Genomic DNA, 12,177 nt, shown 5'->3' with positions numbered 1-12,177 from the left:
AAATTGACTATGTTACAAGAAATAAGGTTGATGTTTTTTAATATTGCGTTTTAAGAGCAGGTTTGTTATAGTTTTATTAATTATAGTTAAAGATGTCGATACGTAACTGGCGTACACGGAACGACCGTGAGGGAGCGTATTGTATAACATAAGCCGTTCGCCTGGGCAAGGTAAGGATTTTCTCAATCCTTACCTTTTTGTTGTTTAAAAAGGAGGGCAGGGCTCAGCAGAACTGAAGCGTTTTAATTAAGTAAAGTGATGATATTAATCAACTTACTAAGAGGAGGACAATCAGTGAAAACGGCAATATTAGATAGTCATAAACAAACGATCAAACCGTTAAATGCAATTTCAAAAAAAGGATTAAAGATTTTAGCAGATAACTATGTCATAAATGAACAAGCGGAGGAGCCAGCAGGTATTTTGCTTCGTAGTTTTAATATGCATGACATGAAGTTCAAGGCTAATTTGTTGGCGATTGCCAGAGCTGGGGCAGGGGTCAATAATATTCCAGTAGAAAGGTGTACGGAAGAAGGCATTGCCGTCTTTAATACACCAGGTGCCAATGCCAATGCGGTCAAGGAATTGGTGCTAACGACTTTAATGGCTGCTTCTCGTCAGTTATTTGATGGCATTGCTTGGACAAGAAGGCTTGTTAGCTATGGTGAGAACATTCCTGGTCTAGTTGAAGCAGGTAAAAAACAATTTATTGGTAAAGAAATTAGTGGCAAAACACTTGGTGTGATTGGACTCGGTGCGATAGGTGCTCGTGTAGCAAATGACGCAGTTGAACTGGGCATGAATGTTGTCGGCTTCGATCCATTTATCTCAATTGATATGGCCTGGAATTTATCTCGGTCAGTTAAGCGTGTATTATCGATCGAAGAGCTATACGCAAGTGCTGATTACATCACTGTCCACACCCCCTTAACTGATCAGACAAAAGCAATGTTTAACCAAACTGCTTTTAATCTAATGAAAAAAGACGTGTATCTACTAAATTTTTCTCGAGGAGAACTTGTTAATGATCAAGACATGGGCAGAGCGCTTGATCATGGGCAGGTTGGCAAATATATTACTGATTTCCCGAATGAAGCTGTTTTAAAAATGAACAACGTCATTCCAATTCCACATCTAGGTGCCTCGTCTAAAGAATCTGAAGAAAACTGTGCGATTATGGCTGCTCGTCAGTTAAAGGATTACATTGAGACAGGGAATGTTACTAATGCGATTAACTTCCCAAATACAAACCTGCCTTATACAGGTAGAAAAAGATTAACGGTATTTCATCTGAATGTTCCCAATATGGTTGGTCAGATTACTAAGCTTTTATCTGAATATCAATTGAATATTGCTGACATGGTTAATCGAGGAAAGCAAGATCATGCTTATACCATTATTGATTTCGAAACAAATTCTGAGCAGATTATGTCTGAAAAAATAGTCAAGCAGTTAAAGCAAATTGAAGGCATTGTCAAAACTAGATTTATTTAATAAGATTTCAGTATAAATTTCTAATTTTCTTTTGTTTTATCAATGCTCGCAAGTCCTTATTCTAATGACTTGCGAGCTTTTTTTGTCTTATTGAAATTTTTAATGATTTTGTATAGCGAGACCATCGGCATACATGATCGTTTTGCTCTCTCAAAACATATCTTCTTCAGAAAATTAATCCTTTTGAGATGTCATGCTGGTATAATAGAGTAAATAACGATGTAAGAAATGGTGGTTAATATGTCCAGAGAGATCAATGATGCTATGTTGTATATTGAAAATCATTTAGCAGAAGAATTAAATCTAGACGAGAATATTCCGCAAATTACAGGTATGTCATTATTTCAATTCAAAAAGATCTTTCTTTTGTTATCAGGTGTGCCTTTGCTAGAATATATTCGTAAAAGACGAATGACTTTAGCGTGCTATGACCTAAGAGAACGAAACATGAAAGTTATAGATGTAGCCACTAAATATTGCTACAATTCACCCGATGCTTTTACAAAAGCATTTTATAAAGTACACGGAGTGAATCCATCAGACGTCTTTGCGAAGAACACTGCTATAAAATCATATTCTCCAATAACTTTTCAATTAACAATAATGGGTGGATCTCAAATGAATTATAAAATTGAGGAGAAGGAAGCTTTTAAAATTGTTGGTATTAAAAGAAGGCTTTTAGATTTTTATCGAGATATAAGTAACAGCATCATAGATATGAGAGAAGCCTTAGGTATTAATATACATAATAAACTAGCGGAACTGTCCAATGTGAAACCTTATGGGGGATACAGTGCTACCTACAATGTGCTTAATAGTGAGAACGAAGAAAAAATTCAATGTGACTTTATGATGGGGACACTAACTACAAATAACAATGTCTTGGACTTAGATTGCCTTGATGTTCCTAAAGCAACTTGGGCAGTTTTCACCTCTGAGGAAAACAAGTATATCTCACTTCAAGAAGTTTGGATAAAAATTCTTACCGAATGGTTACCTTCCTCTGAATATGAAATCATTGATAATGAACCGATCATTTTCTTTGTCGGGGATGTCAAACGTATTGATGAGCCATCTGTGAGCAAGGAAATATGGATACAAGTCAAAAAAACAAGGGCAACTTTATCTTGATGATAGGTTGTACTTGTCTTGCTAATAATCTAGATTATGCAGCAACATTAAATATAAAAAACATAATGACGACATCAAGCAGAAAATGTATCATAAAAGCCCAATAGAATCCTTTTGTTTCTTGAATAGACTTAGCTAAAAAAAGCCCTAATAACGCTGATATTAGCGCTCCGAATAGCCCGTTTGGTACAATGCCCCAATAGTGGATAACACCAAATACAATTGATCCCATAATTAAACCGTATAGTGAAGAATTCGTTTCATTTTCTCCCATTGTTACATAAGAAAGTCTAAAAATTACTTCTTCAGTAAAAGCATTTGAAGCTGCCAATGGAACAACCATCAATATGGTTGTTAAACTAAAACTAAACCCTAATCTAAATGTTTGTAATAAGGTTACAGCTCCGATAATCGCTACCATTATTGCGCCGATACTCCAAGTATCACTTTCCCATCTTCCCTCGTGTTTGATCCCTAATAAAGCTGAAGGTTTTATTTTGCCCTGACGATTAGCATTTAAATAACCTAATCTAATTTTATCTGCAAAAATATAGAGAATTAATAAAGATACGGCAGCTATAATTAATCCGCTTAGTTGATAGTTTAAGTGATAATTTAAAACTGTATTATTAAAAATACTAAAATTGAATATTGGGTTTCTTGCTACGAGGGATAATAACCGCGTCACCAAAAACATGATAATGGTATAGATCGTTAATTTAAAGTACTTCATAATAACCTCCAGTGGCTTAATTTGTTTCGACTTGATTACTATGGGACTGAGATAACTAATTTTTAATAATAGCTAATTAAAAATTATACGCCCTAGTGATGGTTTATGCTCGATAATTTTAGTATTAGAAATGTCGGATGTTTTATAATATCGCAATAGAAAGGCAGACATGGCTAATTTGCTGGTGAAAATTTTAACATCTTTTTAAAAAGAAAGACGGTCCTGCCAGTCTAAAAAAGCTTTAAATTGAATTTTTTATATGGATTTACTTGCCTAATAGCTCCCTAACCTAAAAATTACTATTTATAAGAAAGTGAGTGAAGTCAAAAAAATTGAGTATCCTCTAATCACGTGCTAACATATGGGCAATGCTAAGCTTAAGGATGTGATTTTATTGACGAGAATAAATATACCGTTGTCTGTCTTGAACCTTGCACCAATTCGAAAAGGGGAAACTCAAAAACAAGCTATTGAAGCAGTTGTTGAACTTGCCCAAGCAACAGAAAGGATGGGTTATCGGCGTTATTGGATTGCAGAGCACCATAATTCACCAACACTAGTAAGCTCAGCGACAGCTATTTTAATTAATCATACACTGGCTAATACAAAGACCATTAAGGTTGGATCGGGTGGAATTATGCTCCCGAATCACGCCCCCCTAGTTGTGGCTGAGCAATTTGGTACGATGGCTGTGATGTATCCTGATCGATTAGATTTAGGATTGGGCCGGGCACCTGGTACGGATATGTTAACGGCGAATGCCTTGCGAAGAACAGGCGGGCATGAAGCTGTTTATACTTTTCCGCAGGATGTCGAATCTTTATTGACGTACTTTGGTCCCTTAGATAAGCAGGGGCATGTTAAAGCTTTCCCGGGTGCCGAGACAGGAGTACCGATCTACATATTAGGTTCTTCGACAGATTCTGCTCGGTTAGCGGCTAAGTTAGGATTGCCTTATGCCTTTGCTAGCCACTTTGCCCCCCAACAAATGGCTGAAGCAATAACAATCTATCGGCAACAATTTCAGCCATCAAATTATTTGAGTGAGCCGTATATGATGGTATGCCTTAATGTAATTGCTCAAGATACCGATGAGCAAGCAAAACGAGAGGTAACATCAATGCAGCAATTTTTCTTGAATGTTGTCCGTGGTTTAAGCGAACCGTTAAGCCCACCAGTTGATAGTATGGACGCCATTTGGACCGCGCATGAGAAATATACAATTACGTCAATGTCAAGCTATACCTTTGTTGGTAGCCAAGCAGCAGTTAAGCAGCAACTCATCAATTTTCAAAATGAATTCAATGTTGATGAGTTGATTGCAGTATCTTATATCTTTGATCGTGATAAACAACAGCGCTCTTATCAGCTTTTGAAAGAAATAGTAGATCAAGGCTAATAGCTGAATCTTAAATGTAGAAGATATTAGCAGAAAGCGACTATGACCAAAAAAGGAGATGATAATGATGAATATTTTAGTAGTTGGTGGAAGTAGAGGATTAGGTGTTGCCTTAGTTGAGTACGGGCTTAAACAAGGTCATCGTGTTTTTGCCACAATAAGAAATAGCAATGCATACATCAGCCGTTTGCGCGAGCAATATGAATCATTACAGTTTATTGAATGGGATGTAACCGATGAAGCAGCAATAAAACAAACAGCAAGTGAGCTTGAACAAAAAGGGATCAGCTTTGATGTGATTATTAATAATGCCGCGATTCTAAATGAGCGAGATAACGATATAGAACATCTCGATCTGGAAGCTACCTTGCAGGCGTTTAATATTAATACGCTCGGTCCAGTTCGCGTGATTAAGCATTTTCTTAAGCTGATAAAAAAGAATAAGCAATCTCTAATTGTAAATATAAGTTCCGAAGCGGGTAGTATAACCAATACTTATGCGGGAGACTATGCTTACGGTCTGTCGAAGGTTGCTTTAAATCTATTTACTGAGAAGCTGGCTCTAGCATTAAAAGAGGAAGACATTGAAGTCCTTTCTATTCATCCAGGGTGGATGCACACGGATATGGGAGGGAAGCAAGCACCGCTCGATCCTAATCAAACTGCCGCTGCTATTTATCAATTAATGAGCGCTCGACCAACATTAAAAGATCAGCTGCACTTTATAGATTATCAAGGGAAACCAATGGATATTTAACTTAACGCTCATTTTCTAGATGCACATATTCGTTTTTTTAAAAAAACTAAACAAATGATTAGACAATATCTCAAATTCGAGATATAATATAATTATCTTGAAACTGAGATTAATTTTAAGGAGGAATTTTTATGTTGAAAATAGGGATTGTTCTAGGTAGTGTTCGCGAAGGAAGAAATGGGGAAGCTGTAGCTAATTGGGTTTATGACTTTGCCCAAAAACGCTCAGATGCCGAGTATGAGTTAGTTGATTTGAAAGCTTATAATCTCCCGCTTTTAGGTAGTGCAGTGCCAGAAGAAAGTCAAGCACAGGTAAATGAAGTCATTGCTGCTTGGAAAGAAAAAATAGCTTCATTTGATGGTTTTATCTTTGTTGCTCCTGAATATAACCATGCAGTAGGTGGCGCTCTAAAGAATGCATTAGATTATTTAAATCCAGAGCTTAACAATAAAGCGGCTGGCTTTGTCGGCTATGGTAGCTTAGGAGGCGTTCGCGCGCACGAGAATCTACGACTTATTCTTGGCGAGCTTCAAGTTGCCGATGTGCGCACAGCGTTAACCTTCTCATTAATGAGTGATTTTGAAAACTTCTCAGTCTTTAAACCCGCTGATTATCATGAGAACAATGCCACTGAACTATTTGATCAGGTTGTCAAATGGAGTGGCGCTTTAAAAACAATTCGTTAACGTGTAAGCCTACCGTGTTGGTAGGCTTTTTTTTAGTCATTAATCTGATTACCATTTTCATCAAATTGGTGCCGAATTGCTTTTTCAGTCGGAAATAGCGTTAGGATCAGCATGACAAGCTGTAGTGTTGAGAAGCTCAGGACAAGGAACTCAGGTAATTGTGCGTTAATAAATATAATAATGAATAAAAATGTAAACAAGATCATGGTTATGCCTGATTTAATTAGCACGCTTCCACTGTGCCGGTGGGCAAAATCCCAGGCTTCCTGGGATGTCGATAGCCATAGAGTTTATTAATTTGCTTAGGTGGTAGTATGCGCCACAGTAAGCCAAAAGCTAATAAGAAAAATGGCACCATCATTAATGTGATCATTAAAAGTCGATCCACTGTCATCACTCCCTTATTAAATTTGTTTACCTTTCTTCGCAGCGTCTGCATCAAGTCCTATACCAACCGCTAAGCCAATACTCATACCAATTGGAAGCCCCAGAGCAATATTGTCTAACAGAGTGAGCCCTAAAACGAGCCCAATGCTCATCCCGATTGACATAAAAATTGACATATAGTAGCCTTCAGTCACTAGCTTGTGCTCTTTTTCCAAATGTTTAACAATGTGGTTAACAAAGGCAACATGTACTTTTAGATCCTGTTTTTCTGTTTGGTCTATTTCTTTGACGAGAGTATGGAGATGTTCCTCTGTTGCCACTAACTGTTCGCGGCAATCTGTACACGTATCTGCGTAAGAAGTCATATGCTTAATTGCTCGCTTAAGCTGAGGGATTCTTAATTTATTGAGCTGATTCTTATCGTAGTGCTGTTCAATTATGAGCAGGTATTCTTCATGTTGCTTGGACATTGCTCTCACCCTTTTTTAGTTTATTACAATAATTATACCTTAATTAGCGATAACAGTAAGGATGTTATCGTAAAAAAGGTTAAAAAGGTACATACTAAATTTAGGTGATGAGAATGTTTTGTAAAAGTAGCAAGGAACTTTTAAATTATGTAGAAGAAGCAAGATCAGTTAGTAAGGATGGCGTGGTTGCTAATTACATACCCGCCTTAGCTCAAGCTAAGCAAAATGATTTATCAATTGCAATTAGATACCCAGATAGTACGTGCGTTTCTGCTGGTGATGTCGGCAAAATTTTTACCTTGCAAAGTATTTCAAAAGTAATCAGCTTAGCATTGGCACTAATTGATCACGGGGCAGATTATGTATTTGAACGAGTAGGGATGGAGCCAACAGGAGATCCGTTTAATTCAATTGCCAAATTAGAAAATCTTGCCCCAACGAAGCCGTTAAACCCAATGATTAATGCTGGAGCATTGCTTGTGACCCATTTAATAAATGGGCAATCTGTTGAGGACAGAGTAAGGCGCTTAGTAACGCTTGTGCGTGAATTAGCAGGGGATAACGCTATTGGGTTTTGTCCTAAGATCGCACAATCGGAGTTTGCGACAGCTCATTTAAACCGGGCACTCAGCTATTTCTTAAAGCAGCACAAACGCATTAATGAAGACGTCGATCAGCTATTAGCTTTATATACGAAGCAATGTGCAATTGAGGTGAATTGTAGTCAGCTTGCTCAAATTGGGCTGGTATTTGCTCAAGATGGTCTTAATCCCGTAACGAAAAGACAAGTCATTCCAACTGAAGTTGCAAGAATCTGTAAGACCTTTATGGTGACATGTGGCATGTACAATGCCTCTGGTGAATTTGCCATTAGAATTGGTATTCCAGCAAAGAGCGGTGTATCTGGTGGGATTATGGCGGCGGTCCCAGGGAAATTCGGAATCGGTATATTTGGCCCTGCTTTAGATGAAAAAGGCAATAGCATTGCTGGCTTAAGGCTACTTGAATTATTATCGTCTCAATACCAGTTGAGTATGTTTTAGAAGTTGGTTGCGTCAACGAGAATCACGAAAAGGTTCGCTAGGTTAATGCAAAGCGTGTTTGCGTTAACGAGAATCACGAAAAAGTAGGCTAGGTTAACGCAAAGCGTCTTAAGTTAAATAAAACTAATCCCACCCTAGTTACGGCATACATCGCCAGTTATGAGCTAACCCGTTTCCTCACATCTTCATACAAAAAACTGATCGAGCAGTTTTTTAAAAAATCGCTCGATCAGAATAATTACCCATGATAGAAAGGATAGGGGACGCTTGGATAATAATAAGGAATCCAAGGTGCTTGCGGTGGCTGGTGACGCATTTCTTGCTTGCAATCTTCACTTGGACCAATGTAGGTTCCAGGTTGGACAGGTTCAACTGTTTCCTCCCACTGCTCTTGATTAATACAATAGGTCTGTGAAATAATATCTGCCGGTGTTAAGGCAAGTAGATCAGAGCCAAGGATAACCTCTGGATTTGGCGCGTCAAAGATGGCTAGCAAATGGGTGTCATCTTCAAGTGCGACTTCATAATGCCACCATCCTCGAGGAACATTTGTTACTTGCCCTGGCGTAATCGTGTACGTTAACCACTGTTTGGTAAATGGATTTAACAACGCAACAAGGGCCTTGCCATTAATTGCATAGACAAGTTCAGCTGCATTTTGATGATAATGTGGTTCGACAACATGACCATCACTAAGAAATATGTCCAGCAAAGAGGATCCTTCCAGTGAATTTAATTGTTTTTTACCAACAATGTTAATTAAGTTTTGCTCATTTTGGACAAATAAAGGACTATCATTCATATCATAGAAAAATTGAATATCAGGTGAGGTATAATCTATTTCATTAGTCATAAGACCGCCTCCTTAAACGTTACAATAGCCTATGCATGAGCAAATCATAAGGTGTCACAAACTTAAAAATCGCTTAGCAATGATTCGAAAACTTGGCCAATTGCGTCATTTAACACGAGGTCAGCCTGGTGATTTGGCAAATTTGTTTTGTTAATCACGACCAAGTGAGTGCCTTGAAAATATTGAATTAATCCTGCAGCAGGATAGACAGATAGTGATGTTCCACCAACAATTAGCAAGTCTGCCTGTGAAATACTTTGAATGGCACCGTTAATTGCTTGTTCATTGAGTGGCTCTTCGTAAAGCACAACATCAGGTTTAATAATCCCACCACAGTCACAATATGGAATGGCTGAGTTCTGTTTAACAAAAGAAGCCGTATACCACTGGTGACAGTTAAGGCAATAATTGTTGTGTATCGTCCCATGCAACTCAATTACTGACTTTGAACCAGCCCGCTGATGAAGCCCATCAATATTTTGTGTCACAACTGTGCTCAGTTTACCTAACTGCTCAAGCTTTGCTAAGCTAAGATGGGCAGGGTTGGGCTTGGCTTCTAGCGTTAGCAGATGGGCACGATAAAATTGAAAAAAAAGCTCAGGATGATGATGGAAAAAAGAGTGACTGAGAATTTGCTCTGGCGGGTAGCTTGTTCTTTCATGAAATATCCCATTTGCGCTTCTAAAGTCAGGTATACCACTTTCAGTAGAAACCCCAGCACCGCCAAAGAAAACAATCTGCTTTGCCGCATCTATATAATCGTTTAACTGCTCTAATTTGTTCAAATTTAACACAACCCCTTTTCCTACCTAGTAGACTTGTATATAATAGACTAGCACATTTCACAGCATGATAAAATAAATAAAAGCGTTATTTACGGACTGAAGCGATTGTTCTGCTATAATAGAGACAGTTGTTTGATAGTTTACAAAGGAGTGCAAGACATTGGAACGGTTTAAAATTGTTAAAGATCTGCAAAAGATTGATATTGATATAGAACGTGATGAACTTAAATTTCATCAAAAGCGGGTGCTAGTTAGCAAAAGCTTTACGTTTGATGCTGCTCACCATTTGCATTGCTATGAGGGCAAATGCAAAACACTTCATGGGCATACGTATGAAGTCATTTTTGGTGTGAGTGGCTATCCAAATGAAATTGGCTTGGTCATTGATTTTGGTGATATTAAAAAGATTTGGAAGGACCAAATTGAAATTCATTTGGATCACCAATATTTAAATCAATCACTGCCAAAAATGAATACAACTGCTGAAAACATGGTTGTCTGGATTTTTGAACAGATGGATCAGTTTTTGAACGAACTTAATCAGAATGAACTGCGAGTCGAGTTCGTCAAGCTATATGAAACACCAACAAGCTATGCTGAAGCAAGAAGGGAATGGATGTAATGGCCCAGTTCCCTGTATTAGAAATTTTCGGACCGACCATCCAAGGTGAGGGCATGGTGGCTGGTCGCAAGACGATGTTTATTCGGACAGCAGGCTGTGATTATAGCTGTTCGTGGTGTGATTCCGCGTTTACTTGGGATGGCAGCGCGAAGGATGACATTGAAATGTTGTCAAGTGAGACAATTATTGAACGCCTTGAGGCATTAGGTGGTGATCAGTTTAATCACGTGACGGTCTCTGGTGGGAATCCAGCTTTATTGAAGCATCTTGACGAATTAATTGAGCAGCTCCATAAACGCGGTATTCAAGTTGCATTAGAAACGCAAGGATCAAGGTGGCAGCCTTGGTTTGGCAAGCTTGATGATTTAACGATCTCGCCTAAACCACCTAGTTCAAATATGCAGACAAATTGGGAGACACTTGATACTATTATTGACAACTTGATTGAGCAGGAGCGGCTTCATCATATCTCACTTAAGGTTGTTATTTTTAATGATGGTGATTTTAGTTATGCCGAACAGGTGCATAAACGTTATCCCCAAGTGCCTTTTTACTTACAAGTCGGAAATGACGATCTTACTGAAACTGATGATAGTCAGCTAGCTTTAAAGCTGCTTAGCCAATATGAATGGTTAATTAATAAAACCTTGGCATCAGCTACCTTGAATAGTGCGCGGGTACTGCCGCAGCTCCATGCGTTAATATGGGGGAACAAACGTGGTGTGTAAATAGAGAAGATTGGATTGTTAATAATAGCAATCCAATCTTTTTTACTGTTAACACTGGTAATCTAATAAATTTAATTCTGTTTTTTTGCCAGTTAAGTAGTCGGCAACCTCCCTCCCAATAACAGGAGCGGCTGTTAAACCTGATGAACCCAAACCATTGACGACAAATAACCTTTTCTTAACAAAACCTATGAATGGAAGTGACTGGTCGGTGAATGGCCGTAAACCAACAGCAACCTGTTGGTCCTGGATGGTGTAATCTGTAAAGTACCGCGCGGCTTGCTCGTGTAAGTAACGCTGATTTTCCTGTGAATGCTTCACTTCAAAAGATTCTGTGTCGTCGTGCGTTGTTCCAATTGCATAGCCTTCTGCCTCCATTTCAACAATGTACATGGGGCCAAGTGCCATAACCACAGGTGTGTTTGCGTAATTTATTTGATCAGTTAACTTAAAGTGGAGCAATTCAGCACGCTGATGTCTGACTGTTGGTTGTTCAGACCATTCCCTTGACCATGCTCCAGCTGTATAGATGACGATTTCATCCTCAATCTGCTCAGGCGATACATCTTTAATCAGCCATTTCCCACCGTAATGGATAACGCCAGCTTTTAAAACGGTGAGTAACTGTGCTCCATTGACTTGGGCACCACCTTCAACAAAAACAGCAGGGAAAAGGTCTGATAAGTGTGGGTGAAGAGCTTTAACGTCAGTTGGTGCTAGTTTTTTTACCGTGCCCATTTCAGGTGCATCTGCTTGCTTAGCTGAAATTCGCTCATAAGCGAGCTGTTGAATATGCAAATCCTTGAAGAGACAAATGGCCCCATTTTGCCGATAACTGCTTGATAGCCCAGTCGCTTGTTCAAGTTCCTCAATAAACTTAGGATAATAGCGTGCCCCAGCCTTTACTAGACGATACCACTTCTGATTCCTTCTTTGACTTGTCCATGGACAGATAATGCCAGCCGAAGCAGCGGTTGCTTGACCGGTATCTTGGCGATCATAAACTGTTACCTTATTTCCTAGCTTGGCAAGATGATAGGCGATCGAAGCACCTGCAATTCCACCACCAATAATTGAAAAACCGGACAT

Annotated in this window: 15 protein-coding genes and 1 riboswitch; of the genes, 8 read left to right on the top strand and 7 right to left on the bottom strand. The window is 38.7% G+C overall.

Annotated features, from left to right (window positions below):
• Positions 1-92: 92 nt before the first annotated feature.
• A riboswitch (ZMP/ZTP riboswitch) is annotated at positions 93-174 on the top strand.
• A 120-nt stretch (positions 175-294) separates the two neighbouring features.
• On the top strand, positions 295-1,494 hold the full coding sequence (locus tag BM000_RS01395; RefSeq protein ID WP_245751548.1) for a 3-phosphoglycerate dehydrogenase family protein: 1,200 nt from the start codon (positions 295-297) through the stop codon (positions 1,492-1,494).
• A 240-nt stretch (positions 1,495-1,734) separates the two neighbouring features.
• Positions 1,735-2,625 carry an AraC family transcriptional regulator gene (locus tag BM000_RS01390; protein WP_177178167.1) on the top strand — a complete coding sequence of 297 codons (891 nt, stop codon included), beginning with the start codon at positions 1,735-1,737 and terminating at the stop codon, positions 2,623-2,625.
• Positions 2,626-2,659: 34 nt separating this feature from the next.
• On the opposite strand, the gene BM000_RS01385 is transcribed toward BM000_RS01390, so the two are convergent.
• Complete coding sequence (locus BM000_RS01385) at positions 2,660-3,358, bottom strand: CPBP family intramembrane glutamic endopeptidase (protein ID WP_091493938.1); 699 nt, start codon at positions 3,356-3,358, stop codon at positions 2,660-2,662.
• Positions 3,359-3,752: 394 nt separating this feature from the next.
• Between BM000_RS01385 and BM000_RS01380 the strand changes: the two genes are divergently transcribed.
• From BM000_RS01380 to BM000_RS01370, 3 genes are all read left to right on the top strand, one after another.
• Positions 3,753-4,757: an LLM class flavin-dependent oxidoreductase gene (locus BM000_RS01380; protein ID WP_091493936.1), complete on the top strand. Its 1,005-nt coding sequence runs from the start codon at positions 3,753-3,755 to the stop codon at positions 4,755-4,757.
• A gap of 64 nt (positions 4,758-4,821) precedes the next feature.
• The gene (locus tag BM000_RS01375; RefSeq protein WP_245751547.1) at positions 4,822-5,514 is read left to right on the top strand and encodes an SDR family oxidoreductase; all 693 of its coding nucleotides are present in this window, start codon (positions 4,822-4,824) and stop codon (positions 5,512-5,514) included.
• Between the two features lie 131 nt (positions 5,515-5,645).
• Positions 5,646-6,200, top strand: a complete 555-nt coding sequence (locus tag BM000_RS01370; protein ID WP_091493931.1) for an NADPH-dependent FMN reductase — start codon at positions 5,646-5,648, stop codon at positions 6,198-6,200.
• A 32-nt stretch (positions 6,201-6,232) separates the two neighbouring features.
• On the opposite strand, the gene BM000_RS01365 is transcribed toward BM000_RS01370, so the two are convergent.
• The 3 genes from BM000_RS01365 to BM000_RS16955 are packed head-to-tail and all read right to left on the bottom strand — an operon-like array spanning position 6,233 to position 7,057.
• Positions 6,233-6,430, bottom strand: coding sequence for a hypothetical protein (locus BM000_RS01365; protein WP_091493928.1), 198 nt, complete (start codon positions 6,428-6,430; stop codon positions 6,233-6,235).
• Positions 6,424-6,588 carry a hypothetical protein gene (locus BM000_RS16715; protein WP_177178166.1) on the bottom strand — a complete coding sequence of 55 codons (165 nt, stop codon included), beginning with the start codon at positions 6,586-6,588 and terminating at the stop codon, positions 6,424-6,426. Before BM000_RS16715 ends, BM000_RS01365 begins: the two co-directional genes overlap by 7 nt.
• A 16-nt stretch (positions 6,589-6,604) precedes the next feature.
• The gene (locus BM000_RS16955; protein ID WP_245751546.1) at positions 6,605-7,057 is read right to left on the bottom strand and encodes a ZIP family metal transporter; all 453 of its coding nucleotides are present in this window, start codon (positions 7,055-7,057) and stop codon (positions 6,605-6,607) included.
• 113 nt (positions 7,058-7,170) lie between these two features.
• Between BM000_RS16955 and glsA the strand changes: the two genes are divergently transcribed.
• Positions 7,171-8,100 (top strand): glutaminase A, encoded by a 930-nt coding sequence (glsA, locus tag BM000_RS01355; RefSeq protein ID WP_091493925.1) that lies wholly within the window; start codon positions 7,171-7,173, stop codon positions 8,098-8,100.
• Positions 8,101-8,338: 238 nt separating this feature from the next.
• Here the strand turns inward: glsA and BM000_RS01350 are convergent, their stop codons facing one another.
• Together BM000_RS01350 and BM000_RS01345 are read right to left on the bottom strand one after the other, a co-directional pair.
• On the bottom strand, positions 8,339-8,953 hold the full coding sequence (locus BM000_RS01350; protein WP_091493922.1) for a cupin domain-containing protein: 615 nt from the start codon (positions 8,951-8,953) through the stop codon (positions 8,339-8,341).
• Positions 8,954-9,015: 62 nt separating this feature from the next.
• A complete protein-coding gene (locus BM000_RS01345; RefSeq protein WP_091493919.1) occupies positions 9,016-9,738 on the bottom strand; it encodes an NAD-dependent protein deacylase in 723 nt (240 codons plus the stop codon).
• Between the two features lie 160 nt (positions 9,739-9,898).
• Between BM000_RS01345 and queD the strand changes: the two genes are divergently transcribed.
• Complete coding sequence (queD, locus tag BM000_RS01340) at positions 9,899-10,360, top strand: 6-carboxytetrahydropterin synthase QueD (RefSeq protein WP_091493916.1); 462 nt, start codon at positions 9,899-9,901, stop codon at positions 10,358-10,360.
• Positions 10,360-11,088 (top strand): 7-carboxy-7-deazaguanine synthase QueE, encoded by a 729-nt coding sequence (gene queE / locus BM000_RS01335; RefSeq protein WP_091493913.1) that lies wholly within the window; start codon positions 10,360-10,362, stop codon positions 11,086-11,088. The genes queD and queE overlap by 1 nt, the downstream gene beginning before the upstream one ends.
• 48 nt (positions 11,089-11,136) lie before the next feature.
• On the opposite strand, the gene BM000_RS01330 is transcribed toward queE, so the two are convergent.
• Positions 11,137-12,177, bottom strand: coding sequence for an NAD(P)/FAD-dependent oxidoreductase (locus BM000_RS01330; RefSeq protein ID WP_091493909.1), 1,041 nt, complete (start codon positions 12,175-12,177; stop codon positions 11,137-11,139).

It is taken from the genome of Amphibacillus marinus (genome assembly GCF_900110345.1).
Taxonomy (GTDB): domain Bacteria; phylum Bacillota; class Bacilli; order Bacillales; family Amphibacillaceae; genus Amphibacillus_D; species Amphibacillus_D marinus.
This window is presented reverse-complemented; position numbering and strand designations above follow the sequence as displayed.

Excerpts from the sequence above, each read along its gene's own strand:
- BM000_RS01390 (WP_177178167.1), top strand. The coding sequence starts at position 1,735 with ATGTCCAGAGAGATCAATGATGCTATGTTGTATATTGAAAATCATTTA.
- BM000_RS01350 (WP_091493922.1), bottom strand. The coding sequence starts at position 8,953 with ATGACTAATGAAATAGATTATACCTCACCTGATATTCAATTTTTCTAT.
- BM000_RS16955 (WP_245751546.1), bottom strand. The coding sequence starts at position 7,057 with ATGTCCAAGCAACATGAAGAATACCTGCTCATAATTGAACAGCACTAC.
- BM000_RS01385 (WP_091493938.1), bottom strand. The coding sequence starts at position 3,358 with ATGAAGTACTTTAAATTAACGATCTATACCATTATCATGTTTTTGGTG.
- BM000_RS01370 (WP_091493931.1), top strand. The coding sequence starts at position 5,646 with ATGTTGAAAATAGGGATTGTTCTAGGTAGTGTTCGCGAAGGAAGAAAT.
- glsA (WP_091493925.1), top strand. The coding sequence starts at position 7,171 with ATGTTTTGTAAAAGTAGCAAGGAACTTTTAAATTATGTAGAAGAAGCA.
- queE (WP_091493913.1), top strand. The coding sequence starts at position 10,360 with ATGGCCCAGTTCCCTGTATTAGAAATTTTCGGACCGACCATCCAAGGT.
- BM000_RS01330 (WP_091493909.1), bottom strand. The coding sequence starts at position 12,177 with ATGTCCGGTTTTTCAATTATTGGTGGTGGAATTGCAGGTGCTTCGATC.
- BM000_RS01375 (WP_245751547.1), top strand. The coding sequence starts at position 4,822 with ATGATGAATATTTTAGTAGTTGGTGGAAGTAGAGGATTAGGTGTTGCC.